Genomic DNA, 25307 nt, shown 5'->3' with positions numbered 1-25307 from the left:
GGAAACGGACCGCCAACTTGCGGACAACTGCCCCTATATGGCGGAAATCACCGCAAATTACCAGTGGGGCAAGTGGTCAAGTCAGATATGCGTAAACGTCAAGATTGACCCTTGCTCCGCGTCTCCGTCATTGCAGGGCTTGACCCTGCAAAACGATCATCCGGTATTTGAACGTTCAGCATCGGAATGGATGCCATGGTCGAGCCGTGGCATGACGACGGGGGGCGGGGAACCGACTGTTTTTCAGTTTTTCCGGTCTTGCTGCCGCGGGCATCAAATCGCGAGGACACCGGGCTGGTTTCAAAGCCTGTCCGCATTGAACGTGTCGCAGGCTTGCAGCGTGCCTGCCTCGAAGCCCCGGCGGAACCAGCGGGCGCGTTGGGCAGAAGTGCCGTGGTTGAAGCTTTCGGGCACCACATAGCCCTGCGCCTGACGCTGGAGCGTGTCGTCGCCGATGCGGCTGGCGGCATTGAGAGCCTCTTCGATGTCACCATCTTCGACAAAACCCCGCTGACGTGCCGCATAATGTGCCCAGATGCCGGCGAAACAGTCGGCCTGCAGCTCCACGCGAACAGACAGCGCGTTGCCTTCCGCCTTGCTCAAGGAGCGTTTGGCCTTGTGAAACTCCGGCAGGATGCCGAGCACGTTCTGAATGTGGTGTCCGACCTCATGGGCCAGCACATAGGCCTGGGCAAAATCACCCGGTGCGTTCAGCTGGGCGGCGAGCTGCTGGTAGAAGGAAAGATCGATATAGAGCTTACTGTCGGCGCCGCAATAAAACGGACCTGTGGCGGAACTTGCAAAGCCGCAGGCAGACGACACCGAGCCGGAGAACAACACCAGCGTCGGCTCCGGATAGGTGCCGCCGCCTTCCCTGAAGATATCGCCCCAGGTGTTTTCCGTGTCTGCCAGGATCACCGAGACAAATTCCGCGGTTTCGTCATCGGCGGTGCTGCGCGACTGTCCATCCTGATAGGAGGTCGTTTCGAAACCGCCCTGGCCGCCATCCAGTTGCGCCAGCAGGGTCAACGGATTGATCCCGGTCAGCCAGGCAATGCCGACCACAACAAGAATACCGGTCAGACCTAGTCCACCGCCGGTGCGCACCCGCCGTCTCGATCCAGTGCCTCGGCCACGTGAGCGGCGGTCGTCAATATTGCTGCTGCCGCGGCGGCCTTTCCAACGCATGACGCGCATTCCTTCTTCAGGGGTTTGTCCGGGACCACCAGACAGGATTGCACGGTTTCATGCAATCCGGCGCTGAACTTCCGGCAGGCACGCATGCCGTCTCCCGCGAGAATTGGCGGCACTGATCACGAAAGTTCACGGGAATGTGATCCCCGTTACAGAGCGGGCGGTCTCGCGCGCTTAAACTCCTGGTCGTGGGGCGCATACAAAAGGATTTTGCAGATGCCCGACGTGAATGCACAGCAGGCGCAGCGCCTGATCAATTTCGCGACCCAGAGACTGGGGCGCGTTGAAGGCAATGGCGAGTGCTGGACGCTGGTGAACAACGGCTTTCAGCATGTCGGCTTCGACAAGCCGGCGTCCACCTATGTCTGGGGGCGCGTGGTTGCCAACCTGTCCGATGCCCAGCCCGGCGACGTGTTTCAGTTCCGCCGGTTCGAGGTCACCAGGCGCGTCACCCAGCCTGACGGCAGCTGGGAAGAGCAGACCATCTCGCGCGGTGCCCCGCGGCACACGACGATCCTGGAAAGCCTCAATGGCAACATGGCGACCTTCCTGGAAAGCAACGTCACCGACGACCAGACCGTGAAACGCAACGATTTCGGGGTTCGAACCGCTACCACCACCGATGATGCCGGTGTCAGAACCGCAATCACGGTCAGCGGCAGTTTCATTATCTATCGGCCGCAGGTGGCCGCGACGCCCTAGGACCGGTCACACCCGGCCCATGTGTACCCATTCAGGCGTGGATCACCATTTCTGCGCCTGAGCCGATTGTCGAGAGAATAAGACGCATGTGCTCCGGCGCGACGGCGACGCAGCCCTCCGTCGGCCGGTAGTCTTCCCTCGCGATATGAAAAAAAATCGCGCTGCCCTTGCCCGGAACAGCCGGAGCGATGTTGCAGTCGAGCACCACGACGATGTCGTAGAGCCTGTCCTGCCGCCACATGACTTCATGGCTGGCGGGAAAGGGCAGGTCGATCGGACGGTTGTATCGAGGGTGACCGGGGTCGTCGCACCAGCCTGCTGCGGGGGACAGAGGTTCCAGCGGCAACCGGGTTGCGGGCGGTAACCCACGGTCCGGGCGGTAATAGACATGCAACAGGGCGAAGCGGCCCGCCGGCGTCGCGCCGTCGCCTTCCCGCTTGCGCACGACGATCCCCGATCGGCCGAGTGCACACGGAACCGTGATCTCTCCCAGGCGCAACAGGCCTTTCCTCCGGTCGCGGGTCAGAGCGCGAACTTCCAGCGTCTCTGCGGGTTTTTTTGTGCCGGTCATGCGATCTGTGTCTCTTTTGGCCATCTTCTTCGAAGATCTTGATAAACCAGCTCTAAACCCCGCGTGAAGAAGATTTGACGCGGGGACGCTTGTGCGGTGAGAATTTGACACGCACATAGGGGCAGGAACACGCTTGTGTCCGAAGCACAAGTTGACGTGATCACTTTAGGTATTTGGCGAGGAACGCATAAATGACCGCCCGCACGATCTTGATTGTCGATGACGATAACGAACTCCGCGAAGCTCTGGTCGAGCAGCTCTCTCTTTATGACGAGTTCGAAACGCTCCAGGCGGATTCGGCGACCTCCGGCATTGCCATGGCCAAGGAAGAGCATGTCGACCTGCTGCTGATGGATGTCGGCCTGCCGGATATCGACGGCCGCGAAGCGGTCAAGCTGCTGCGCAAGAGTGGCTTCAAGGCGCCGATCATCATGCTGACCGGGCATGACGGCGACAGCGACACCATCCTCGGCCTCGAGGCCGGTGCCAATGACTACGTCACCAAGCCGTTCAAGTTCGCTGTTCTTCTGGCCCGTGTCCGCGCCCATTTGCGCCAGCACGAACAAAGTGAAGATGCGACCTTCGCCATTGGCCGCTATTCCTTCCGCCCGGCCGCCAAGGTGATGCAGGACGATGCCGGCTCCAAGGTGCGCCTCACCGAAAAGGAAACCTCGATCCTGAAGTTTCTTTATCGGGCCGGTGAAAAACCCGTGACCCGCGATGTGCTGCTGCACGAGGTCTGGGGCTACAATTCCGGCGTTACCACGCACACGCTGGAGACCCATATCTACCGTCTGCGGCAGAAAATCGAGCGGGACCCGTCCAATGCGGAGCTTCTTGTCACAGAAGCCGGTGGATATAAGCTTGTGCCGTAACAGGTAATCAGCGTAAATCTTGGGCATGAGCCTTGCCCAAGATATTGCGATTCTCAAACGAATCCCGATGCTTTCGGACTTTCAGGACGATCAGCTGCGCCTGCTCGCCTTCAGTGCCGAAAGCATGGATTACAGCCGCGGTCAGCGCCTGTTCGATCAGGGCGATCGCGCAGACGGCGGTCTCGTGATCACCGATGGTACGGTCAGCCTGCAGACCAAGGGTGCCGACGGCTTTGAGGAAATCGAGCAGGTCGGTCAGGGAACGCTTCTGGGCGAGACGGCGCTGCTGACGGAAAACAAACGTCCCTGCCGAGCCGAGGCAATCGATGCCGTACGCATCATCCGCATTCGCCGGGCGCTCTTCAAACGCATGATCCAGGAATATCCGGAACTGGCGCAGCGCATGCTGGACCAGCGTGTCAGCCGCTTCCGGTATACGGTTTCTGCCTTGAAGCCCGTCGGCGAAAAGATGGCCGAACTGGAACAGCTCAATGCCGAGCGCCGGGTCAAGGACGACGAGCGGCAGTCCTAGGGGGCTGGCCCCGGGCCTTGGCACAACGTCTTTCAGTTCGATGGCGGATATCCGCACGACGCCAAGCGAAGATCCGGGATCCTGGAGTCAGCGGCAGCTGTCGGCTCGGCAAACAAGAACCGATGATTGTGCTGGCTCCTCGCTTGCGCGGAAGTGTGGCCGGGAAACGAAACTGCGCTAGGCCCGCTTCGGACGCAGTCTGGGCAAGACGAAGCCGGCCGCCTGCTGCAAGAGCGCGACAGTTGCAACACCAAACCCGGTGATCCCGACCCAGACGGCCGGGCGGATGGTGAGCGAGATGTCGAAATTCGCCCAGAAGACCCTGTCCGCCGGAATGCCCGTGGCAAGCGCATACCAGGCATATTCAACGCCTGCGGCGGCCGCGGTGGCGGCGAGGGCGCATCCGGCCAGAACAAGCGGGTTGGCCAGGTTCAGGCCGATCTTTGACGCGAGCCGGTAGACCATCAGCAACAGGAACAGGCCTGCCATCAGCGTCGGTTCGCTGACATCGGATTTCGATTGCAGGAAAAAGTGCACCAGAGCCAGTCCGGCCAGGAGATAGACGAGACTGTGCAGGCGATGCCAGTTTCGGCCGAGTTTGCGGATTGCCGTGTCGAAAGAGGTGGCGCCAAGGACCGCGAAGCCGACCAGCGCCGTGAAGCCGATGGTCAGGTAGACCCTTGCCAGGATTTCAGAAGCGACTTTCGACAGGTTCCACTGCTCTTCGGCCGCATAGAGGCCGAGATGAAGCAGCGCATAGGCAAGCACAGAAAGGCCGAGCATGCGCCGGAGACCGATGAGACGGTTCCACGAGAGGATCCGCCGCAGCGGGGTGATGGCCAGACTGATCATCAGGAACCGAACCGCCCAGGTGCCGCTGGCATGAAGGGCGGCTTCAAAGGGCTCGGCAAGCACCGGCCCGAAGGCCAGGTCGTAGAAGATCCGGGCTCCCGGCACGAGAAGCCCTATGAAAACCACAAGGCGCAACCAGGACAGCTGACCGCGGTGATCGGTCCAGGGGGCGAAACGGAGTGCACTCAACTTTTGCATGTCAGCGGGTTTACCAAACAGCACCTGAAACTTCAGCCAACGAGTTTTCAAGCTTATGTGAGAGCTTAGCGACCGGTACATGCGATCCTGGCCGATCTGGCCTCACGCCGTCTTCAGGGGCCGGTTCGAACGCTAATCCAGGCCGATATATTTTTGCATGATCCCGTTGATCGTTCCATCGGCCTTGAGCTGCCGGATTACGGCATCATATCTCTCGGCAAGCCCTTCAATATCCGGGTAGCTCGAGTTCTTCGAAAAGACGTTGAAATAGGGTTTGGTCTTGATCGGTTTGGGAAGTGGATAGACCTGATCGAGCTGACCGGACTGCTTGAGGTCATACAGCGTGTTGATCGTGTTCAAGGGAACAGCATCAAATCTCCTGGCGAGCAGCTTGCCGATCTGAAGGTCGTTCGTTGCGGCCACATCAAAGTTCAGCCCGGCGTTCAGGAACTCTTCCGTGTAGGAAATGTCGCGCGTGATGCCAATCAGCAAGCCATCGAGATCCGCAAGCGTGTCAAATTTGATCCGGTCCTTGTCTTCCGACCGGATAAACAGGTTCCAGCTGATATCGACATAGGATTCAGTCGGATAGATCAGGTACTGTTCGCGCTCTGCATTTTTCGAGAAGACAAGCAGCATGTCTGCGCGGCCGTTACGGGCTTCCTGCTGAATGCGGGCGTCTGACGTGATGAATTCGACCTGGTAGGAAACACCCAGACGCTCAAAGACGGCATCTATGACCTCGATGTCGATGCCTTTCGGGATCCCATTGTCCTCGAACTTGAAAGGAGCTTGTGGATTGGCGATGACGATCAGATCGCGCTCCTGAGCAGAGGCTCCTGCCGAAAACATCAACGCGGCAAATGCCAATATAGTAATCATGCCAATAAAAGGTGATTTCGCTGTTTTTAAAGCCGAATTCATCTCAGGGTCCTGCAGACTTGTTGAGAGTGAGTGCTATAGGCGCAGCAGGCATCGTCAATGATTATCAAGAATAATAGTTATCAAAGCCCTGATCCAAGCGATTATGAAATGCTTGAGCGGGAGGGGTGTACTTAGGGAAAGTCGATATTCCGAGGTCAAAAACAAAAAAGCATGCCGCCCGTTTGTCCTGGTGGCATGCTTCTCAAGTGGAATGCTCCGCAGAGCGAAGATCTTAGACCCAGGGGCGGTCGTTGCCCATCTGGCCCTCGAACGAGTCGATCTGCTCGGATTTTGCCATGGTCAGGCCGATATCATCGAGGCCGTTGATCAGGCAGTGTTTGCGGAAGTGGTCGATCTTGAAGGCAATGTCACCGCTTTCCAGGCCCTGGATTTCCTGGTTTTCCAGGTCGATCGTGAGCGTGAAGTTGGACCCGCGCTCGGCTGCGTGCAGCAGGGTTTCCAGCTCGTCTTCGGACACCTCGATCGGCAGGATGCCGTTCTTGAAGCAGTTGTTGTAGAAGATGTCGGCAAAGCTGGTGGAGATCACGCAGCGGATGCCGAAATCGAGCAGAGCCCAGGGCGCATGTTCACGGGAAGAGCCGCAGCCGAAATTGTCGCCGGCGATCAGGATCCTGGCGTCGCGATAGGCGGCCTTGTTCAGGATGAAGTCGGCGTTTTCCGAGCCATCGTCATTGGTGCGCATTTCGTGAAACAGCGCCGTGCCGAGGCCGGTGCGCTTGATCGTCTTCAGGAACTGCTTCGGAATGATCATGTCGGTGTCGATGTTGACGATCGGCAACGGGGCCGCGACACCGGTCAGGGTTTCGAATTTTTCCATTTTTCTCTCCCGAAATGGTGGATCAAGCCGCGAGGCTTGTGCTCTGGTCGACACCGAGCATCAGATTGAGGTTCTGAACGGCGGCACCGGAAGCACCCTTGCCCAGATTGTCATAGACACCGATGATCACGGCCTGGGCGCGTGCGTCGTTGGCAAAGACGTGCAGGCGCAGCGTGTTGGTGTCGTTGAGGTCTTGCGGATCGAGGCTGTCGGCGCGTTCCAGGGCTTCCAGGGGAGCCACCTCGACAAAACCGTTGGCAGTCGCCGCGAAATGGTCCGCCAGGGCCGTGTGCAGCTGTTCGCCGGTCGGCACCTTGTCGAGGCCGGCCAGGTTCAGCGGCACGACCGTCAGCATGCCCTTGTAGTAGTTGCCGACGGACGGCGTGAACAGCGGTGCCTGGTCCAGCAGCGCGTATTCGGTCATTTCCGGCAGGTGCTTGTGATTGAAGCCGAGCGCATAGGGCGCGAAAACGTTGGCCGCGTTACCGGCGGCCTCGTAATCGGCGATCATGCCCTTGCCGCCACCGGAATAGCCCGAAACGCCGTTATAGGTGAAATTGAAGCCGGCCGGCAGCAGGCCCGCGGCAATCAGCGGCCGCACGGAGGCAATCAGGCCCTGCGGCCAGCACCCCGGGTTGGCGACCCGCATGGCGGCCGCAATGACATCGCCCTGGTCGGCATCCATTTCGGCAAAGCCGTAGGCCCAGCCGTCCGCTACGCGATGCGCGCTGGACGCATCGATCACGCGGGTCGTGTCGTTCTCGATCAGGGCAACGCTTTCCTTCGCGGCCGCATCGGGCAGGCACAGGATCGCGACATCGGCCTTGTTGAGGAAATCGGCGCGGGCGGCCGGGTCCTTCCGGCTTTCCTCCGGAATGGAGATCAGCTCCAGGTCACGGCGCATGGCGAGGCGCTCGCGGATCTGCAGACCCGTCGTACCGGCTTCACCATCAATAAACACGCGCGCGACCATAGCCCGCTCCTCTCCTCAGTTTGCGAGTGAATTTCGACAGGGTCATACACCCAAACCACGGCGTTGTCACCGCCGGGGCAGGCGTCAAGAGCTCAACGGGCCCTTGAGTGATACTCATCATTCGGGCGCATGTCGGACGCGGCCGCGACCCGGTTGGACATGTTGAAGAACGCTGCTACCGAGGCAATGTCCCAGATGTCCCGGTCGGAAAAGCCCACATCGCGCAGCGCCTGCCGGTCGCTTTCCAGAATTTCCGCCGGCTTTTCCGTCAGCTTGATGGAGAAGTCCAGCATCGCCCTTTGCCGGTCGGTGAGATCCGCCACGCGGTAGTTCATCACCATCAGCTCTCCGAGCACAGGATCACCTGAAAGTTCCCGCACGGCTGCACCGTGGGCCGTCAGGCAGTAAAAACAGCGGTTGACCGCAGATACCGCAACGGCAATCATCTCCCTCTCAAGCTTGCTGAGGCCGCACTCGGCCAGCATGAGGTCGTTATACATGTCGGTGAAGGCACGCAGCTTCGTTTCGTCGAAGGCGTAGGCCTGGAGCACATTGGGCACCAGACCCAGTTTCTCCTCGCACAAGGCGAAATAGGCGCGCGTCTTTTCACTTAATGTTTCATTTGAATCGATTTGCAAGGCCGTGACTTTACTTGACAATTTGCTCCTCCCGTCATGAAACCTTCTATGTCGCCGCAATATGAACTTAAGTCTTAGAACGAGATGGCGACAGAGCCAAACCATACGATCGCCTAAGGGGATGGAAAATGCCGGACAAACACGACGTCGAGAAACTCAAACTCATCGACGCGGTCCAAGCAACCTTGAGCAAGGAAGATCCGGCGCTCGCCGATTTCTCCCGCGCCTTTTATGACCGGGGCGCCGCGGAGGACCTTGTCACTTACACGGCGGAAGACCTGATCGGTTTCGCCCGTGACGCCTGGCAGGATTTCCAGAACCACGATCTCGGCACCCACCGGGTCAGCATCGAAGACCCCTCTTTCAAGTCCCAGAGCAAAAAAACCAAGAGCCTGAGCGTCATTGAGATCGTCAATGACAACATGCCGTTCCTGGTCGATTCGGTGATGGACGAACTCCAGGACAGCAAACTGGAAGTGCATCTGGTTCTGCACCCGATTTTCATCGTCGAACGGGACGACAAGGGCAAGCTGACCTCGTCGGTTGCCCGCAAGAAGCCTGCGAAACGCACCGACCGGCAGGAAAGCCTGATCCATATCCATGTGACGCGGATCGATTCCGAAGAAACCCGCAACGAGTTGAAGGCACGGCTCGACAAGGTCCTGAACGACGTGCGGTCGGTGGTGACCGACTTCAAGCCCATGCAGGAGCGGCTTGCCGAAGCGATCGACACCTACAAGACCACACAGATCCCGGGCTCCAGCGACGAGCTCTGGGAAGCCATTCACTTCCTGGAATGGATGGAAAACGACAACTTCATCTTCCTCGGCATGCGCGAATACACCTTCGAGGGCGGCGTCGAGGAAGGAGAATTGTCCCCGCATAGCGGCACCGGGCTGGGTCTTCTGACCGATCCGGACGTGCGCGTGTTGCGCCGGGGGTCTGAATTCGTGCAGATCACGCCCGAGATCCGTGAATTCCTGAAAAAGCCGGAACCGCTGATCATCGCCAAGGCCAATGTGAAGAGCACCGTCCACCGGCGGGTTCACATGGATTATGTCGGGGCCAAGCTCTATGACGACGACGGCAACATGATCGGCGAGCTGCGCATTGTCGGCCTGTTTGCCTCCACGGCCTATACGGAACCCACCAGCACCATCCCGTTCCTGCGCCGCAAGGTTGCCAGTGTTCTGGCCCGCGCCGGCTACGGGTCGGAGAGCCACTCCGGTCGTGCACTCCGCAATGTTCTGGAAGCCTTTCCGCGCGACGAACTGATCCAGATCGACCGGGACCGGCTCTACCACTTCGCCATTGCCATCCTGCAACTCGACGAACGGCCGCGTATCCGCGTGCTCTCCCGGCCGGACAAGTTCGACCGCTATGTCTCGATCCTGGCGTTCGTGCCGCGCGACCGCTATTCGACCGAAGTCCGCATCAATATCGGCACCTATCTGGCTTCCATATATGAAGGGCGCCTGTCCGCCTGGTACGTGACCTATCCGGAAGGCCCGTTGGCGCGGGTGCATTACATTGTCGGGCGCGACAAGGGAGAAACCCCGCAGCCGGGCCAGGAAGAACTCGAAGCAGCGGTTGCCGACATGGTGCGCACCTGGTCCGACAGTGTGCGCGACGCCTTGAAAAAGGAATTTGCGGCAGCCCAGGCGCGCACGCTTGCCGACCGTTATGCACTGTCCTTTCATGGCGGCTACAAGGAAGTCTACAACGCGCAGTCGGCCCTGTTCGACATCGTCAAGCTCGAAACGCTGTCGGACCGCAACCCGACAACGATCACCTTCCACCGCCCGCAAGGGACGAAGGACAACCGGCTGGCGCTCAAGGTCTATCATCGCGGTTCCCCGATCCCGCTCTCGGCCCGTGTGCCGATGCTGGAGAACATGGGCTTCCGGGTGATCAACGAGCGGACCTACCGCATCACCCCGGCCGATGCGCCGATGTCCTACCTGCATGAAATGACGCTGGAGGCGCGCAGCGGCGAGGACATTGCCTTTACCGACGAGCTGCAGTCACGCCTTGAAAGCATGTTCATGGCGGTCTGGTCCGCAAGGGCGGAAGATGACGGCTATAACCGTCTGGTGCTGACGGCGGATCTTGCCTGGCGCGACATCGCGGTGGTGCGCGCCCTGTCGAAATACCTGCGCCAGGCCGGCATCCGCTTTTCCGAAGACTACATGTGGTCGACGCTGAACAGCTATCCGGCCATCACCGCCAAGCTGGTGGAACTGTTCCATCTGCGCTTCAACCCGGATGTCACCGAGAAGGACAGGGACCTGGGAACGGAGCGCCTGGTCGGTGAACTGACCGCAAACCTGGAAGATGTTGCCAGCCTGGATGACGACCGCATCCTGCGCCGCTTCCAGAACACGATCGAATCCGTGTTGCGCACCAACTTCTACCAGTTGGACGAAAAGGGTCAGCCGAAGCCTGTCTTTGCCTTCAAGATCGACAGCCGTCAGATCGACGAGCTGCCGCAGCCCCGGCCGTTCCGCGAGATCTTTGTCTACAGCCCGCGGGTCGAAGGGGTGCATCTCCGGTTCGGCATGGTCGCCCGCGGGGGCCTGCGCTGGTCCGACCGCCCGCAGGATTTCCGCACCGAAGTGCTCGGCCTTGTGAAGGCGCAGCAGGTCAAGAACGCGGTGATCGTTCCCGTTGGCGCCAAGGGCGGCTTCGTGCCGAAAAACCTGCCGCCGATGAGCGATCGCGATGCCTGGTTCCAGGAAGGCACGGAAAGCTACAAGATCTTCATCAATGCGCTGCTGGACGTCACCGACAATCTGGATGAAGACCAGATCCTGCCGCCGGAACGGGTGCAGCGTTTCGATGTGGATGACCCCTATCTGGTGGTGGCCGCCGACAAGGGCACGGCAACCTTCTCCGACACGGCCAACGGCATCTCCGAAGGCCGCAATTTCTGGCTGGGCGATGCCTTTGCCTCCGGTGGCTCTGCCGGATACGACCACAAGAAGATGGGCATCACCGCGCGCGGGCCTGGGAAGCAGTCAAGCGGCATTTCCGGGAAATGAACCGGGACATTCAGAGCGAACCCTTCACCGCAGCCGGTGTCGGCGACATGTCCGGCGACGTCTTCGGCAACGGCATGCTGCTCTCCAAGGCAACCAAACTGGTGGCGGCTTTCGATCACCGGGACATTTTCATCGACCCGGATCCGGATCCGGCCAAGACCTGGAAAGAGCGCAAGCGTCTGTTCGACATGGGCCGCTCGTCCTGGAAGGATTACAACACCAAGCTGATCTCCAAGGGCGGCGGCGTCTTTTCCAGGCAGCTGAAATCCATTCCGCTGTCTCCGGAAATCCAGAAACTGATCGACCTTCACAAGGCAAGTGCGACGCCGCAGGAAGTGATGACCGCCATTCTGAAGATGGAAGTCGACCTGCTCTGGTTCGGCGGCATCGGCACCTATATCCGGGCAACAACGGAAACCGACGCGGATGCGGGTGACCGCGCCAACGACCCGATCCGCATCACGGCACCGGAGCTGCGCACCAAGGTGATCGGCGAAGGCGCCAATCTGGGCCTGACCCAGCTGGCCCGGATCGAGTTCAACAAGAAGGGCGGGCGCTGCAACTCCGATGCGATCGACAATTCCGCCGGGGTGAATTCCTCGGACATGGAGGTCAATATCAAGATCGCGCTCGGCGCAGCCGTGAAGTCCGGCAAGTTGAACCTGGAACAGCGCAACGAACTGCTGGCCGACATGACGGACGAGGTCGCCGACCTGGTCCTCAGAAACAACTACCTGCAGACACTGGCCATCTCCATGACCGAATTACGCGGGATGGAAGATTTCGGTTACCAGGTGCGCATGATGCGCCAGCTGGAACAGGCCGGCCTGCTCGACCGGGTGGTCGAGGAACTGCCGGACGAGGCGACGCTCGACGAGATGCGCAAGGTGGGGCAGCTTCTGACCCGCGCCGAGCTCGGCGTGCTTCTGGCCTATTCCAAGATCACGCTCTACGATTCCCTTCTGGAAAGCTCGGTTCCGGATGATGACTACCTGGCCCGGGAGCTGTTCCGCTATTTCCCGGACCAGATGGCGACGACCTACCAGGACGAAATCAACGGTCACCGGCTGCGCCGGGAGATCATCGCCACCATGCTGGCCAACTCGATGATCAACCGGGGCGGTGCCACCTTCCTGACGCGGCTGCAGGACCAGACCGGTGCGACGCCGACGGAAATCGCGCAAGGCTTTGTCGCCGTGCGCAACAGTTATGACCTGACGGATCTCAACACCGAGATCGATGCGCTCGACACCAAGATCGACGGCGACCTGCAGCTGGAGCTTTATTCCGAGGTGCAGTCGCTGCTGCTCGGCCGTGTGGTCTGGTTCAAGCGCAACGTGTCCTTCGACAAAGGTTTGTCGGCGGTCGTTGAACGGTTCCGCTCCGGCATTGCCGCCCTGCGTGGCCGGCTGGAGAACCTGCTGCCGGAAGAACCGGCTGCCCAGCTGAATGCGCGCGCCGCCGAATATGAAGAAAAGGGCGTTCCGAAGGCGCTGGCCAAACGCATTGCCTGGCTGATGGCCGAAACGGCCATCCCCGACATCGTGATTGTCTCCGAGCAAACCGGATCGGATCTCGAAACGGCGGCAACGGCCTATTACAAGGTGGCGCATCACTTCCAGATCGGTGCCATGCATGCGCAGGCGAGCGACCTCAACGTCAACGACTATTATGACGGGCTTGCACTGGACCGGGCACGGGCGACCCTGTTCGGGGCGCATCGGGCGCTGGCCATCCAGGCGGTCAAGGAAGGCGGTTTCGAGAGCTGGCTCGAACAGCACGAATTCGAAGTCACGCGCAGACAGCGCGCGGTTGCCGAGATCCTTGATGGCAGCCTGAGCGTCTCCAAATTCTCGGTCGCGGCCAGCCTGCTGACGGAAATCTGCGGCACGGCCTGAGGCGATCCAATTGCGTGACCGGCGGCCAATGAGACAGCCGCCGGTTGCCACCCGAGGCAAGAGCTTCACTACTTCCTCTTCCCGCATCCTGAGCAGGCCAGATATGTTGAACTGCCGGAGATGTCTTTCTGTCGGCGCGCCTCGTGAGGTCCCGACTTTATGACAGACGCCGTTGATGTTTCCTCCAGAACAACAGACCCGCGTGCAGTGCTGTCCTGGGCGCTGTTCGACTGGGCCGCACAGCCGTTTTTCACGCTCGTGACCACCTTTGTATTCGCGCCCTACTTTGCGTCGAACCTGGCAGCAACACCGGCGGAAGGGCAGTCGCTCTGGGGATTCGCGACGGCGGCCGCCGGGCTGGGTATTGCGATCACCGCACCGATCCTCGGCTCCATTGCCGATGCCACCGGTCGCCGGAAGCACTGGATCCTTGCGTTCACCGTACCCTTCGTCATCTGCTGCTGGGCCTTCTGGTTTGCAGCACCCGGCAATCCGGACGGTATCCTCATTGCGCTGGTCGCCTTTGCCGTCGGCACCTTCTGCATCGAGGTCGCGACGGTCTTCAACAACGCCATGATGCCGACGCTGGTGCCGCCAGCCAAGGTCGGGCGCCTTTCCAGCTTTGGCTGGGCCATGGGCTATATCAGCGGGCTTTTGACGCTGGTGATTGCACTTGGCTTTCTGGCGGCTCGGCCCGATACCGGGAAGACGCTTCTGGGTCTCGTGCCGCTGTTCGGGCTTGATCCGGCAACCGGTGAAGGTGACCGGGCCGTCGGGCCTTTTTCGACGCTCTGGTACCTGGTCTTTGTGCTGCCGCTGTTCCTGTTCGTGCCGGACGCGCCGCAGCAGGCAAGGTTCGGCGCTGCCATTCGCTCGGGTCTCAGGAGCCTCAGGGAGAGCCTTGCCCAGGCCCGGGCCAATAGGAACATCTTCCTGTTTCTGCTCGCCAACATGGTGTTCAAGGATGGCCTTGTAGCGCTCTTTGCCTTTGGCGGCATTTATGCGGCAGGCCAGCTGGGCTGGGGCTCGATCGAAATCGGGACATTCGGCATCATTCTGACCATCACCGGCACGCTGGGTCTACTGCTTGGCGGCCCGATGGATGACCGTTTCGGCGCCAAGCCGGTGATCCTGTTTGCCCTGATCGTTCTGATGATCTGCGGTCTCGGCATGATATCCATCGACAAGACCACGGTCTTCTTTGTCATCAAAACGGCGGCCGCGCCCGAAGGTGTTCTGTTCGGATCGCTGCCGGAGAAGATGTTCATCGTTCTGGGAGGCATCATCGGGGCGGTCTCAGGCCCGCTCCAGGCCTCCTGCCGCAGCCTGCTCATTCGCCTCGCGCCACAGGAAAGCATCACCCAGTATTTCGGTCTGCTGGCGCTCTCTGGCAAAGTGACGAGTTTCCTCGCACCGCTGGCAGTGGGCGTGGTGACAGCGATGACAGCCAGTCAGCCCGCCGGTATGTCTGTCATCCTGCTGTTTTTCGGAGTTGGCCTGATCTTGCTGATGCGGGTGCGGGAACGCGGGGCCGAATAGGGCTTTCCTAGCGCTTCAGCAGGAACACCGCCTGTTCGGCAACAATGTTCCAGACCCACCAGGGAGCGTTGACCGGGATCTCGTTGCCCCTGGCGCTGAGCGCGATGGCCTTTTCAACATCCGCGTCCAGTTCGCGGCACAGTTCGACGAAGTCACGCAGCGAGCAGAAGTGGATATTGGGCGTGTCGTACCATTCGTAGGGCAGGTATTTCGTCACCGGCATGCGGCCACGGAAGAGAAGCTGGCCGCGGTTGCGCCAATGGGCGAAGTTCGGGATTGATACCACGACCTTCTTGCCGATGCGCAGCAGCTCGCTCATCACCTTTTTCGGTTCGCGGGTCGCCTGCAGGGTCTGGCTGAGGATGGCCACGTCAAAAGCCTGGTCGGGATAGTCGGACAGATCCGTGTCCGCATCGCCCTGGATGACCGAAAGGCCGCGGGCAACGCAGCGGTTCACCCCCTCCTGGGACAGCTCTATGCCACGGCCGTCCACGTCGCGCTCGCGCGAGAGCAGATCGAGCAATTCGCCGTCGGCGGAGCCGATATCGAGAACGCGGGCTTTTTCCGGAACGAGCGATGCCACGACCTTGTGGTCGCCGCGCACTTCGCCGGGCAGCGTCTGTCTGGGCGCCAGGTTCATCTCAAATCTCCTCGCCCGGGGCCGGAAGTCTGCGCGCATGCGCTGCACCGGTCACGAAGCCCTGGATCGTGTCGAACATTTCCGGGACATCCAGCAGGAAGGAATCGTGCCCCCGGTCGCTTTCGATCTCGACGAAGGAGACGTTGGCGGCCGCCGCATTGAGCGCTCGAACGACCTGACGGCTTTCGGAGGTCGGGAACAGCCAGTCGGAGGTGAAGGACATGACGCAGAACCGGGTTTCGGTGTCCTTGAATGCGTTGGTCAGAGAGCCGCCGAACTCTTCGGCGAGGTCGAAATAGTCCATGGCGCGCGTCACGTAGAGATAGGAGTTGGCGTCGAACCGGTCGACAAAGGTCATGCCCTGGTGCCGCAGATAACTCTCGATCTGGAAATCGGCGTCAAAGCCGAACGTCTTGCTGTCCCGGTCCTGCAGATTGCGGCCGAATTTCTGATGCAGCGACTCGTCGGACATGTAGGTCACGTGGGCCGCCATGCGGGCCACGGCGAGCCCCTTGGTCGGGCGTATGCCTTCCGAGATGTAATTGCCGCCACACCAGTTGGGGTCCGCCATGATCGCCTGACGGCCGACTTCGTGAAAGGCGATGTTTTGTGACGTGTGCCGGGCTGCGGCCGCGATCGGGATCGCGGAAAACACGCGCTCCGGATAGCTCGCGGCCCATTGCAGCACCTGCATGCCGCCCATCGAGCCGCCAACCACGGCAAACAGCGTGTCGATGCCGAGATGGTCGACCAGGCGGGCCTGGGCGCGAACCATGTCGCGGATGGTGATCACGGGAAGGTCCAGGCCGTAGGCCTTGCCCGTTTCAGGGTTGATCGTTGCCGGGCCGGTGGTGCCGAGACAGCCGCCCAGCACATTGGCGCAGATCACGAAATAATGGTTGGTGTCGATCGGCTTGCCGGGGCCGACCATCAGGCTCCACCAGCCGGGCTTGCCGGTTACCGGGTTGGTGGAGGCCACATACTGATCACCCGTCAGGGCGTGGCAGACGACCACCGCATTGGACTTGTCCGCATTGAGCGTGCCGTAGGTTTCGTAGGCGATCTGCCAGGGGGCAAGCCGAACACCGGAATCAAGCTCAAGTGGCTGTTCGGCCGAAAACCGGGCAAGCTTGCTGGACGGCGAAACGGCTTCGCCTGCTTTTTGATCTTCCGGTGTTGCGGGACGGGATGTGTCTGCGGACATGGCTCTTTATGTATGTGTTCGTCCCCGCTAGGGAAGGTTTTGATTTCCTTCCTGCGGCGCGGAGACCGGAAGGGCGACCTAGCCGTGGCCTGCGGCCTGAGTCAACGTTTTCTTTTGCCTTTGTGGCGCCAGCCGCCTATGACTATGCGCCGCTGACTGACTAAGAAAATCGGAATTTCCTCATGTCGCAACTGCCCGACGGCGGTCTGTCTCTGGAGGACCTGCGAACCCAGGTCGATGAGATCGACGAGCGCATTCACACGGCCCTGATGGAGCGCGCCCGCGCCGAAGCCGGCATACAGGCTGCCCGCAAGGCCGCCGGTGGTGGCGCCCTGCTGTTTCACCCCGAGCGCGATGCTGATCTGATGCGCCAGATGGTCGAGCGGCACCGCGGAGACCTGCCGCTGGCCACGGTGGAGCATTTGTGGCGGGATCTCATCTGCGCCTGCACCAATCTGGAAGCGGCGACTGCCGTTCATCTTGATGGTAGCGCCGAATTGATCGAGATGCTGGACCTTGCCCGCTTTTATTTCGGCTTCTCGGTGGATCTTGTCCCGGCGGCAGATGCGGCGGACGTTGTCGGCGCGGTGGCTGCGTCGGAAGACGACCTTGGCCTCGTGGCCCTGACGGACCGGGCGGAGCTGCCCTGGTGGCGCGGCCTCAGCCAGGCCGGCGCCCTTGTGCGGGCCCGTTTGCCCTTCGTGGTTCTGGACGAACGCCCCGCGGATTTGCCCGCTCTTGTCCTGGCCAAGGCGGACAGCATGATCGACAACGCCGACATTGCGGTTTATGACGCCCGCTGGTCAGACATTCTGCCCGGCCGGCTGATGGACCAGGGCATCGAGGTGCTCAGTTTCTTCCGGTCGGCAAGCGGTGTTGATGCGCTGCTGGCGATTTCGGGTGAGTTGAATGAAGAGGATGTCCGCAAGGCCTGTGCCGACGCCGGCGCAGAACCGGATGTCCTGAAACCTGTTGGGGGGTATGCGGCGCCCATCGACGGTGACCCTGAAGTGAGTTTTGCTGCAGAGGACGAGGAGCCTCAGGAATGAACGAGATGAGCACAGTGACTGAAGCCGACGGCACCCAGAAATCCCGTCCGCAGCCGAAAGCAGGCGTTCTTGACATTGCGCCTTATGTTCCGGGCAAGTCGAAAGGCTCGCACGGCAAGACCGTTCACAAGCTTTCCTCCAATGAAACCCCGATGGGCACCAGCGCAGCTGCCAGGGCGGCGATCGAGACCGTCGCGCAGAACCTGGAACTTTATCCCGACGGCGGTGCGACGGAACTCAGGGACGCGATTGGCGAGGTCTATGGCCTCAATCCGGACCGGATCATCTGCGGTGCCGGGTCTGACGAGGTGCTGTCGCTGCTGGCCTATGGCTATCTGGCGCCGGGCGACGAGGCGATCTATTCCCAGCACGGTTTTGTTGTCTATGACATCGCCATCCGGGCAGCCGGGGCAACCCCCGTTGTTGCACCGGAAAAAGACCTGAAGACGGATGTGGACGCCATTCTGGAGCGCGTCACCGACCGGACCAAGATGGTGTTCATCGCCAACCCGAACAATCCGACCGGCACCTATCTGCCGTTCGAGGAGGTCAAGCGCCTGCAGGAGAACCTGCCGGCCCATGTGCTCCTGGTGCTGGACGCCGCTTACGCGGAATATGTGCGCAAGAACGACTATGAAAGCGGTCTGGAACTGGCAGCAACGTCCGACAATGTCATCATGACCCGGACTTTCTCCAAGATTTACGGCCTTGCCAACCTGCGTGTCGGCTGGGGCTTCGGTCCGGCGCATGTGATTGATGCGCTCAACCGGATCCGTGGCCCGTTCAACATGAACGGCATGGCGATCGCCGCCGGGATCGCAGCCGTGCGCGACCGCGATTTTGTCACGAAGTCCATCGAGCACAACGAGACCTGGCTGCCCTTCGTCACCGAAGAGCTTGAGAAGCTCGGTCTGACAGTGACCCCGAGCGTCGGCAATTTCGTTCTGGTGCATTTCCCGGATGAAGACGGCAAGCGGGCGAAGGACGCCGACGCCTACCTGCTGGAGCGCGGTTGCGTCCTGCGCATGGTCGGCAATTACGGCCTGCCCAATTCCATTCGCATGACCATCGGTTCGGAAGACGCCAACCGGACGGTCATCGCACACCTGAAAGACTTTCTGGGACAGAATTAAACAACCCACATGACTGCCGCCCCCCTTTTTGAGCGCATGGCGCTGATCGGCATCGGCCTGATCGGCTCCTCCCTCGCGCAGGTCGCGCGCCAGCGCGGCCTGGTCAAGGACATCGCGATTTCCACCCGCTCGCCCGCGACCCTGCAACGGGCCGAGGAGCTGGGGCTTGGCGATGTCTATGAGCTGGATGCGGCACGAGCCGTCGAAGGGGCTGATCTGGTCATCCTGTGTGTGCCGGTCGGCGCCAATGAATCGGTGGCCAAATGGATCGCACCGGCGCTCAAGCCGGGCGCCATCCTGACCGATGTCGGCTCCACCAAGGGATCGGTGGTCGATCAGGTCTCCCCCTTCGTGCCGGAGGGCGTTCATTTCATTCCCGGGCACCCGATTGCAGGCACGGAACAGTCCGGACCGGATGCAGGCTTTCCGACGCTGTTCGACGACCGCTGGTGCATTCTGACGCCGCCGGAGGGGACAGACGGTAAGGCGGTCGACAGGCTGAGTGCCTTCTGGCGCGCCTGCGGCTCCGACGTCGATACGATGGACCCAAAGCACCATGACCTTGTGCTGGCCATCGTGTCTCACCTGCCGCACCTGATCGCCTACAACATTGTCGGCACGGCGGATGATCTCGAGGCGGTCACCAAGTCTGAGGTGATCAAGTACTCAGCGTCCGGTTTCCGCGACTTCACCCGTCTGGCAGCCTCCGACCCGACCATGTGGCGCGACGTCTGCCTGAACAACAAGGATGCGATCCTGGAGATGCTGGCGCGTTTCTCGGAGGATCTCTCCGCCTTGCAGCGGGCCATTCGCTGGGGGGACGGGCAGATGCTGTTCGACCTCTTCACGCGCACGCGCGGTATCCGGCGCTCGATTATCGAGGCCGGCCAGGAAACCGACGCGCCCGATTTCGGTCGTCACGGCGCCGGCAATCCGGATGGTCCGGCGGAATAGACCGGGAAGTGCTCCGGAGAGGTGCGCATTCGCGCTCCTCAGGATGAAGCCGTGCTGGTAGCGAAGCAGATGCCTCAGCTCGTCCGGCTGACGATGAACCCGGCCAAAGCGGCCAGGGTTTCCGCGCGGTGGCCATAGGGTGCCAGCAGGCGTTCGGCTTCCTGCTGCAGGCGGACAAGTTCCGCTCGTGTCTTCGTCACACCCCAGAGACCTACCAGCGTTGCCTTGCCGGCCTCCGCGTCCTTGCCGGTCGCCTTGCCCATGGTTTCCGCGCTGGCTTCCACATCCAGCAGATCGTCTGCCAGCTGAAAGGCAAGGCCGATGACTTCGCCAAAACGGGTCAGCCGGTCGATGTCGGTGTCCGAGGCGTCTGCGAGGCGTGCGCCGGCGCGGCAGGCAAAACGCAGCAATGCGCCGGTCTTCATGGCCTGTAGCTGACGGATTTCGGCTTCCGTCCGGTCGCGGTGCTCCGACTCCAGGTCGAGCATCTGTCCACCGGCCATGCCGCCAAGTCCGGCCGCGCGGGACAGCTCGCGCGACAGCGTCAGGCGGATCCCCGGATCCTTGTGCACCGCTTCGTCGGTAATCACGTCGAAGGCAAGGGTCAGCAGCGCATCGCCGGCCAGGATGGCGGTGGCGTCGTCGTAGGCCTTGTGCACGGTCGGCTGGCCGCGGCGCAGGTCATCATCGTCCATCGCCGGCAGGTCGTCATGCACAAGCGAATAGCAATGGATCAGTTCCAGGGCACAGGCGGCTTTCAGGACGCCGTCATCGACGCGGCCGAACAGTTTCGCTGTTTCAAAGACCAGCACCGGTCGCAAGCGTTTGCCGCCATTGAGGGCGCCGTGGCGCATTGCTGCCAGCAGCCGGTCGGGGCGGGCTGTCTCGCCGGGAAGGACGCGCGTGTCGAGCACGTCCTCCAGTGCGGCCTCGATGTAACGGCCACGTTGTGCCAGGTGCTGCTTCAGGTCGAATGTCATTCCGTCGTCCACCACGAATTGCCCGTGGCTTCCCTGTCCCGAAAAAGGCTCGCCGTCAAGCCGTTGAGGCGGAAAGTCTCATCTCTACCCCTGTTCCAACCGGGCTGGACGGATGTCGTGTCGCCCTTTATTGCCTTTGTCTGGTACATGCAGAAGATGTAGAGGCGTTCAGGACGCCGCTGACGGATGTGGGCGCTTCCCGCGGGAAGCAGTGTTGAGACGGTGCGGAGCCTGAATGGCCAGAAAGACAAGTTCTTCGAACCCGGCAGGTGGACCTTTCCGTTTTCTGCGCAAATGGCTGATGCGGCTCTTCCTTCTGCTTCTGATCGCGCCCCCCTTGCTGACCGTTGTCTATTCGGTTGTGCCGCCGGTGAGCACGTTGATGATCGGCCGCTACGTCCAGTTTCTGTGGGTTGACCGGCAATGGGTGCCGCTGGAAGAGATCTCACCCAATCTGGTGAAATCCGTGATCACCTCCGAAGACAGCGGCTTTTGCACAAATGACGGTGTCGAATGGGGGGCGCTGCAGGACCAGGTCGAGGCGCTCAGCGAAGGCGAGCGGCCGCGCGGCGCCAGCACCATTACCATGCAGACCGCCAAGAACCTGTTCCTGTGGGGGGACCGGTCCTACATCCGCAAGGGTCTGGAATTGCCGCTGGCCCTAATGCTGGATGCGATCCTGACCAAAAAACGTGTTCTTGAGATCTATCTCAACGTTGCCGAATGGGGCGAGGGCATTTTCGGGGCCGAAGCTGCCGCGCAAGCCTGGTTTGGCAAGCCGGCCAGCGAGCTGACGCGGACCGAGGCGGCCCGGCTTGCGACCGCCCTGCCCAATCCGCTTGGCCGCAATCCGGCAAAACCGAGCAATGGGCATCGGCGCCTGGCGGCAACAAACCTGGCTCGGGTGACGGGCGCGGGCCAGATTTTCGGCTGTGTTCTGGGGAAATAGGGCTGTTGCAATGACGGATCATCCGAAAATTCTTTTGCCGACATATGCAGCCAACGATCTCGGCACGTTTTGCTATGAGTTTGCAACTTTCTTGTCTGAGCTGGAAAAACGAGGGGTTGTTATGGCCGAAATGCCTGAAGAACTTCAGGTTATCGGTTGTTTCAATACAGCCTGCGGAGGTCTGCGCTTCAATGGTGCGCGCACAAGCTTGCGCAATCTTGTTGTCTGTGAAGGTTTCGAGATGACCAAAACCTTTTTGACACATGCGGCTAGAGGGGCGGATCTGGTGCGGTTCAGCAACAGCACATTTGGCAATCCGTTTCTGGCAGAACTGGAATGGTTGGACGCAGTCGGGCAAAAAGCAGCGAAGCTTCTAGATGATTACGCCGTCAAATTGCACCTGCTAGAAGGCGTGGACCAAATCTACGTCAGGCTGGCTGGTTTCGAACCTCACGATAAGATCTACTTTCTTCAAAATCTTCCTGCCGAGATCTGCAAGAGCTTGTCCAAGTTTGACAAGGCTACGGATGGAAAGCTCGACCGGGAGCGAGCGTTGATCTACGCCTATCTGATGTCCTCAGGCAAGGTGGAATTCATTCCAAAGGAAGACATGAACAAGCGGTTGGACGCGGTTTCTCAAACCTTCCGCGGAAAGCAGCGGACAAGCTTTTTTTCCAAGTTGACCCGTACGTTAAACTAGGTTTGCGCCCTTGCTTGAATGACCAAATGGAGAGCCGACAGTTAAGGCGCCTGCGCGACTGACAAAAATTTTGTCTTTGGGGTGGCAAAATGCTCACATTGCCTGTATAACGCCGCGCATTCCAACACGTTGCGTGACGCCACGCCCCGGGCTGACCCGGTCCGGGCCGCGCTGTTATGGACCACGGAGAAAAGAAAAATGGCCGTTCCAAAGAGAAAAACCTCGCGCTCCAAGCGCGGTTTTCGCCGTTCCGCGGACGCCCTCAAGCAGCCGACTTACGTCGAGGACAAGGATTCGGGCGAACTGCGTCGTCCGCATCACGTTGATCTGAAGACCGGCATGTACCGGGGCCGTCAGATCCTTACCGCAAAGGACGAAGCGTAACACTCTTCTGCCTTCACCTGTTGAAGGCGGGTTGGTTTATGACTTCGATCCCGATCGGTGGATCGCCGCATGGCAAAACAAGATTGAGGCTGACCTTGTTCCGACAGGTCGGCCTTTTTCTTTGTCTTGTCGCCGGGGTGCCTTGAAACTGCTTTCAAGATCGTGTCAGCTCGCCGCCATCCGCCCGAACCGGGCCTATCCTGCCGGGAGCCACCCATGCGCCTTTTCTCCGCCGTTCCGTTCACGCTGTTTTCGCTGCTGATCTACAATGCGCTGGCCTTCACGGCAGGGGCAGGCGATGCGGGCTTCTGGGCTCAGCCGATCATCACCATCGCGATGGTCTCCGGAGCGACCTTCCAGTTGCTCACCAGTGACGTCCTGATCACCGTCGGCCTGTTTTTCCTGTTCATCGAAATCTTGAAGGCGACCCGCATCGGCACCACGGCGCTTCTGGATCACATGTTTTCCGTTCTGGTGTTCGTGGCGTACCTGGTGGAATTCCTGGTGCTGCCGCAAGCGGCCACGTCGCTGTTCTTCATCCTGATGGCGATCTCGCTGATTGACGTGATTGCCGGGTTCTCGATCTCGATCACGGGTGCCCGCCGGGATGTTTCCTTCGGCCATGGCGAGATGCATTGAGGCTGGGGATTGCCCTCACCTTTGTCATCCCGGTTTGGCGGTGCCGAGACCGGGATCCAGTAAACATCTGATCTGGAACTGGAACCGGCCAGCGCGGCCCATAAAGCAACTTCCGCCCGGGAGTACAGAATCCCTGCCGTCGCTGGGGCGACAACTGGCGCGCAGCCTTGCTGCACTTGTCAGGAATGTCGGAGCGGAATCCTGTTTCGGTTTGCGATCCCCGGCACAGCGCAGCGTAGACCCGCGAGTTCCGGGCAGAAGCAGGTTGCTCACGCACGGCCGATGATGAGGCTTCCCGCCTTCGCGGGCATGACAGCCTGGGAAACCGGGAAGCGCTCAGGCCTCGCCTTCTTCCACGATGGCGTGTTTCTGGATCAGGGGCAGCTGGGTCAGGGTAAAGACCAGGGTGATCGGCATGATGCCGAACACCTTGAAGCTGACCCAGAAATCGGTTGAGAAGCTGCGCCAGACGATCTCGTTGATGATGGCCAGAACGAAGAAGAAGACGCCCCAGCGGAACGTCAGCTTGCGCCAGCCTTCGTCAGTCAGCTTGAAGGCGCTGTCAAAGACGTAACCGAGCAGCGCCTTGCCGAACAGGAGCCCGCCGAGTAGGACCGAACCGAACAGGCAATTGACGATGGTCGGCTTCAGCTTGATGAAAAGCTCGTCATGCAGCCACAGGGTCAGGGCGCCGAAGACCAGAACCACGACACCGGAAACAAGCGGCATGATCGGCAGACGCCTGGTCAGCCAGAGCGAGACGACCAGTGAAACCGTGATGGCGACCATGAAGGCGGCCGTTGCGAGGAAGATCGGCTCACCGATTGCCTGCAAGACCGGAAACGCCTCTGCAATCTGTTCGCCCCGGGAATTGAACAGGAAGAAGACCCCGAGCGGTCCCAGTTCCAACGCCAGCTTCAACAGCGGCGACAGTTCCTTGCGGGTCGGATCGTTCGGGGCGTGTTCGAATTCCATGTGTGTGACTGCTCCGCGTTTTGTTACCGGGAGATAGGGGCAGGAAGGCGCATGGGTCAAGGGGCAGGGCTGCTCAATGTCTGCAAAGATGGTAAACCTTGCGCTATGGGGCCCTTGAAACTGGCCAGGAGACCAATCCGTGACACGCTGTCTTGTTTGTTTGCTGATGCTGCTGCTGTCCGCGTCTGCGGCATCGGCCGCAACGGCGGTGGAATGGGCAGATCTCAAGGATCCGGCATCCGCTTCCTTCGACGATCCGTTTGCAGCGCTCAGTGTGTATGAGCTGCGGTCTCTCGGAACAGTCCTGCGGCTACGGCTTAAGCTTGAAGAGAAAGATGTCTCGTCCGAGGCGCGGGCCGGGATCGAACAGCGTTTGCGGTCCGAGGAGGCCAGGCTCGTTGCAGCTGGTGTCGATGTCGACGGGCTGTTGTCGAAACGTCTGGAAATTGCCAGGAAAAGGACGGCAGCGGCGCTGGCGGGCAACCCTGCCGTCGCCGGTCGCGAAGTTGCCATCACCGGCTACGTGATCCCGGTGGTTGGGCCGCATGGCCGAGCGACAACCGGGTATCTCGTGCCCGGGGCAGGCATGTGCAGTCATATGCCGGCACCGGATCCCAACCAGATGATCCGGTATTCTCTCAAGACAGACTGGGAGGCGGATTACATTTATGAACCCGTGCAGCTGATCGGCACTCTGTCGCTGGAGACGACCAGCCAGGAAATAACCTTGCTGGATGGCCAGGTCGACATGCTGGCCTCGTTCCAGATGGATGTCACGGAGGCGCGCAGCCTTGACCGGGGTACCCGGCCGGAGCCAAGGAACCGTCTCTTCAATCTCTTCAGGGGGCGGCAAGCTGACGACGCTGCGCCCGGTCAGTAAAAAAGGCGCCCCGGGGAGCGCCTTTTCATAGCTCAATTGCGCTGA

23 protein-coding genes and 1 pseudogene are annotated in these 25307 nt (G+C 60.6%); 13 read left to right on the top strand and 11 right to left on the bottom strand.

Going from position 1 to position 25307, the window contains the following annotated elements; all coding sequences use genetic code 11:
- Positions 1-300 precede the first annotated feature (300 nt).
- A complete protein-coding gene (locus CHH27_RS18970) occupies positions 301-1188 on the bottom strand; it encodes a neutral zinc metallopeptidase (protein WP_094074865.1) in 888 nt (295 codons plus the stop codon).
- 222 nt (positions 1189-1410) lie between these two features.
- On the opposite strand from CHH27_RS18970, the gene CHH27_RS18965 reads away from it, so the two are divergent.
- Entirely contained in the window at positions 1411-1896 is a 486-nt protein-coding gene (locus CHH27_RS18965; protein WP_094072973.1) for a hypothetical protein, read from the top strand.
- 31 nt (positions 1897-1927) lie between these two features.
- Here the strand turns inward: CHH27_RS18965 and CHH27_RS18960 are convergent, their stop codons facing one another.
- Complete coding sequence (locus CHH27_RS18960) at positions 1928-2467, bottom strand: L,D-transpeptidase (protein WP_247646130.1); 540 nt, start codon at positions 2465-2467, stop codon at positions 1928-1930.
- Between the two features lie 191 nt (positions 2468-2658).
- Between CHH27_RS18960 and CHH27_RS18955 the strand changes: the two genes are divergently transcribed.
- Positions 2659-3342: a response regulator transcription factor gene (locus CHH27_RS18955; RefSeq protein WP_094072971.1), complete on the top strand. Its 684-nt coding sequence runs from the start codon at positions 2659-2661 to the stop codon at positions 3340-3342.
- Positions 3343-3409: 67 nt separating this feature from the next.
- The gene (locus CHH27_RS18950) at positions 3410-3874 is read left to right on the top strand and encodes a Crp/Fnr family transcriptional regulator (RefSeq protein ID WP_208988286.1); all 465 of its coding nucleotides are present in this window, start codon (positions 3410-3412) and stop codon (positions 3872-3874) included.
- A 177-nt stretch (positions 3875-4051) separates the two neighbouring features.
- Here CHH27_RS18950 and CHH27_RS18945 read toward each other — a convergent pair whose 3' ends face one another.
- From CHH27_RS18945 to CHH27_RS18925, 5 genes are all read right to left on the bottom strand, one after another.
- Positions 4052-4924, bottom strand: a complete 873-nt coding sequence (locus CHH27_RS18945; protein WP_094072969.1) for a sulfite oxidase heme-binding subunit YedZ — start codon at positions 4922-4924, stop codon at positions 4052-4054.
- A gap of 132 nt (positions 4925-5056) precedes the next feature.
- Positions 5057-5776 carry an ABC transporter substrate-binding protein gene (locus CHH27_RS18940; protein WP_094072968.1) on the bottom strand — a complete coding sequence of 240 codons (720 nt, stop codon included), beginning with the start codon at positions 5774-5776 and terminating at the stop codon, positions 5057-5059.
- A gap of 304 nt (positions 5777-6080) precedes the next feature.
- Positions 6081-6686: a 3-isopropylmalate dehydratase small subunit gene (gene leuD, locus CHH27_RS18935; RefSeq protein ID WP_094072967.1), complete on the bottom strand. Its 606-nt coding sequence runs from the start codon at positions 6684-6686 to the stop codon at positions 6081-6083.
- A 22-nt stretch (positions 6687-6708) separates the two neighbouring features.
- Positions 6709-7659: an N-acetyl-gamma-glutamyl-phosphate reductase gene (gene argC / locus CHH27_RS18930; RefSeq protein WP_094072966.1), complete on the bottom strand. Its 951-nt coding sequence runs from the start codon at positions 7657-7659 to the stop codon at positions 6709-6711.
- A 92-nt stretch (positions 7660-7751) separates the two neighbouring features.
- On the bottom strand, positions 7752-8318 hold the full coding sequence (locus CHH27_RS18925) for a peroxidase-related enzyme (RefSeq protein WP_094072965.1): 567 nt from the start codon (positions 8316-8318) through the stop codon (positions 7752-7754).
- Between the two features lie 107 nt (positions 8319-8425).
- Between CHH27_RS18925 and CHH27_RS18920 the strand changes: the two are divergent.
- A pseudogene (locus CHH27_RS18920) lies at positions 8426-13236 on the top strand (NAD-glutamate dehydrogenase).
- A 159-nt stretch (positions 13237-13395) separates the two neighbouring features.
- The gene (locus tag CHH27_RS18915) at positions 13396-14775 is read left to right on the top strand and encodes an MFS transporter (protein WP_094072964.1); all 1380 of its coding nucleotides are present in this window, start codon (positions 13396-13398) and stop codon (positions 14773-14775) included.
- Positions 14776-14782: 7 nt separating this feature from the next.
- Here CHH27_RS18915 and metW read toward each other — a convergent pair whose 3' ends face one another.
- Both metW and CHH27_RS18905 read right to left on the bottom strand, forming a co-directional pair.
- Positions 14783-15415, bottom strand: coding sequence for a methionine biosynthesis protein MetW (gene metW / locus CHH27_RS18910; RefSeq protein ID WP_094072963.1), 633 nt, complete (start codon positions 15413-15415; stop codon positions 14783-14785).
- A gap of 1 nt (position 15416) precedes the next feature.
- Complete coding sequence (locus tag CHH27_RS18905) at positions 15417-16619, bottom strand: homoserine O-acetyltransferase (RefSeq protein WP_094072962.1); 1203 nt, start codon at positions 16617-16619, stop codon at positions 15417-15419.
- Between the two features lie 182 nt (positions 16620-16801).
- Here CHH27_RS18905 and CHH27_RS18900 point away from each other — a divergent pair, with 182 nt between their 5' ends.
- From CHH27_RS18900 to CHH27_RS18890, 3 genes are read left to right on the top strand one after another with little or no spacing between them, the layout of a single operon-like run.
- A complete protein-coding gene (locus CHH27_RS18900) occupies positions 16802-17668 on the top strand; it encodes a chorismate mutase (protein ID WP_208988285.1) in 867 nt (288 codons plus the stop codon).
- The gene (gene hisC, locus CHH27_RS18895; protein ID WP_094072961.1) at positions 17665-18801 is read left to right on the top strand and encodes a histidinol-phosphate transaminase; all 1137 of its coding nucleotides are present in this window, start codon (positions 17665-17667) and stop codon (positions 18799-18801) included. Before CHH27_RS18900 ends, hisC begins: the two co-directional genes overlap by 4 nt.
- Before the next feature lie 9 nt (positions 18802-18810).
- Entirely contained in the window at positions 18811-19755 is a 945-nt protein-coding gene (locus tag CHH27_RS18890; RefSeq protein WP_094072960.1) for a prephenate/arogenate dehydrogenase family protein, read from the top strand.
- A 74-nt stretch (positions 19756-19829) separates the two neighbouring features.
- On the opposite strand, the gene CHH27_RS18885 is transcribed toward CHH27_RS18890, so the two are convergent.
- Complete coding sequence (locus tag CHH27_RS18885) at positions 19830-20735, bottom strand: polyprenyl synthetase family protein (RefSeq protein ID WP_094074864.1); 906 nt, start codon at positions 20733-20735, stop codon at positions 19830-19832.
- Positions 20736-20970: 235 nt separating this feature from the next.
- Here CHH27_RS18885 and mtgA point away from each other — a divergent pair, with 235 nt between their 5' ends.
- From mtgA to CHH27_RS18865, 4 genes are all read left to right on the top strand, one after another.
- Positions 20971-21684 (top strand): monofunctional biosynthetic peptidoglycan transglycosylase, encoded by a 714-nt coding sequence (gene mtgA / locus CHH27_RS18880; RefSeq protein WP_094072959.1) that lies wholly within the window; start codon positions 20971-20973, stop codon positions 21682-21684.
- A gap of 10 nt (positions 21685-21694) precedes the next feature.
- A complete protein-coding gene (locus CHH27_RS18875) occupies positions 21695-22384 on the top strand; it encodes a hypothetical protein (RefSeq protein ID WP_094072958.1) in 690 nt (229 codons plus the stop codon).
- 198 nt (positions 22385-22582) lie between these two features.
- Positions 22583-22768: a 50S ribosomal protein L32 gene (gene rpmF / locus CHH27_RS18870; RefSeq protein ID WP_094072957.1), complete on the top strand. Its 186-nt coding sequence runs from the start codon at positions 22583-22585 to the stop codon at positions 22766-22768.
- A gap of 216 nt (positions 22769-22984) precedes the next feature.
- Positions 22985-23407, top strand: a complete 423-nt coding sequence (locus CHH27_RS18865) for a hypothetical protein (protein WP_094072956.1) — start codon at positions 22985-22987, stop codon at positions 23405-23407.
- Positions 23408-23743: 336 nt separating this feature from the next.
- On the opposite strand, the gene CHH27_RS18860 is transcribed toward CHH27_RS18865, so the two are convergent.
- The gene (locus CHH27_RS18860) at positions 23744-24382 is read right to left on the bottom strand and encodes a septation protein A (RefSeq protein ID WP_094072955.1); all 639 of its coding nucleotides are present in this window, start codon (positions 24380-24382) and stop codon (positions 23744-23746) included.
- Positions 24383-24521: 139 nt separating this feature from the next.
- On the opposite strand from CHH27_RS18860, the gene CHH27_RS18855 reads away from it, so the two are divergent.
- Entirely contained in the window at positions 24522-25262 is a 741-nt protein-coding gene (locus CHH27_RS18855; RefSeq protein WP_157738990.1) for a DUF3299 domain-containing protein, read from the top strand.
- The last annotated feature ends 45 nt before the right edge of the window (positions 25263-25307 follow it).

This window comes from Labrenzia sp. VG12, from assembly GCF_002237595.1.
In the GTDB taxonomy this organism is placed as follows: domain Bacteria; phylum Pseudomonadota; class Alphaproteobacteria; order Rhizobiales; family Stappiaceae; genus Roseibium.
Note: the sequence above shows the minus strand (reverse complement) of the source record. Positions and strands in the feature narration are given on the sequence as shown.

Excerpts from the sequence above, each read along its gene's own strand:
- CHH27_RS18860 (WP_094072955.1), bottom strand. The coding sequence starts at position 24,382 with ATGGAATTCGAACACGCCCCGAACGATCCGACCCGCAAGGAACTGTCG.
- rpmF (WP_094072957.1), top strand. The coding sequence starts at position 22,583 with ATGGCCGTTCCAAAGAGAAAAACCTCGCGCTCCAAGCGCGGTTTTCGC.
- CHH27_RS18955 (WP_094072971.1), top strand. The coding sequence starts at position 2,659 with ATGACCGCCCGCACGATCTTGATTGTCGATGACGATAACGAACTCCGC.
- CHH27_RS18885 (WP_094074864.1), bottom strand. The coding sequence starts at position 20,735 with ATGACATTCGACCTGAAGCAGCACCTGGCACAACGTGGCCGTTACATC.
- leuD (WP_094072967.1), bottom strand. The coding sequence starts at position 6,686 with ATGGAAAAATTCGAAACCCTGACCGGTGTCGCGGCCCCGTTGCCGATC.
- argC (WP_094072966.1), bottom strand. The coding sequence starts at position 7,659 with ATGGTCGCGCGCGTGTTTATTGATGGTGAAGCCGGTACGACGGGTCTG.
- CHH27_RS18915 (WP_094072964.1), top strand. The coding sequence starts at position 13,396 with ATGACAGACGCCGTTGATGTTTCCTCCAGAACAACAGACCCGCGTGCA.
- mtgA (WP_094072959.1), top strand. The coding sequence starts at position 20,971 with ATGGCCAGAAAGACAAGTTCTTCGAACCCGGCAGGTGGACCTTTCCGT.
- hisC (WP_094072961.1), top strand. The coding sequence starts at position 17,665 with ATGAACGAGATGAGCACAGTGACTGAAGCCGACGGCACCCAGAAATCC.
- CHH27_RS18875 (WP_094072958.1), top strand. The coding sequence starts at position 21,695 with ATGACGGATCATCCGAAAATTCTTTTGCCGACATATGCAGCCAACGAT.
- CHH27_RS18945 (WP_094072969.1), bottom strand. The coding sequence starts at position 4,924 with ATGCAAAAGTTGAGTGCACTCCGTTTCGCCCCCTGGACCGATCACCGC.
- CHH27_RS18865 (WP_094072956.1), top strand. The coding sequence starts at position 22,985 with ATGCGCCTTTTCTCCGCCGTTCCGTTCACGCTGTTTTCGCTGCTGATC.
- metW (WP_094072963.1), bottom strand. The coding sequence starts at position 15,415 with ATGAACCTGGCGCCCAGACAGACGCTGCCCGGCGAAGTGCGCGGCGAC.
- CHH27_RS18965 (WP_094072973.1), top strand. The coding sequence starts at position 1,411 with ATGCCCGACGTGAATGCACAGCAGGCGCAGCGCCTGATCAATTTCGCG.
- CHH27_RS18890 (WP_094072960.1), top strand. The coding sequence starts at position 18,811 with ATGACTGCCGCCCCCCTTTTTGAGCGCATGGCGCTGATCGGCATCGGC.
- CHH27_RS18905 (WP_094072962.1), bottom strand. The coding sequence starts at position 16,619 with ATGTCCGCAGACACATCCCGTCCCGCAACACCGGAAGATCAAAAAGCA.
- CHH27_RS18900 (WP_208988285.1), top strand. The coding sequence starts at position 16,802 with ATGTCGCAACTGCCCGACGGCGGTCTGTCTCTGGAGGACCTGCGAACC.
- CHH27_RS18950 (WP_208988286.1), top strand. The coding sequence starts at position 3,410 with ATGCTTTCGGACTTTCAGGACGATCAGCTGCGCCTGCTCGCCTTCAGT.
- CHH27_RS18970 (WP_094074865.1), bottom strand. The coding sequence starts at position 1,188 with ATGCGTTGGAAAGGCCGCCGCGGCAGCAGCAATATTGACGACCGCCGC.
- CHH27_RS18960 (WP_247646130.1), bottom strand. The coding sequence starts at position 2,467 with ATGACCGGCACAAAAAAACCCGCAGAGACGCTGGAAGTTCGCGCTCTG.
- CHH27_RS18940 (WP_094072968.1), bottom strand. The coding sequence starts at position 5,776 with ATGTTTTCGGCAGGAGCCTCTGCTCAGGAGCGCGATCTGATCGTCATC.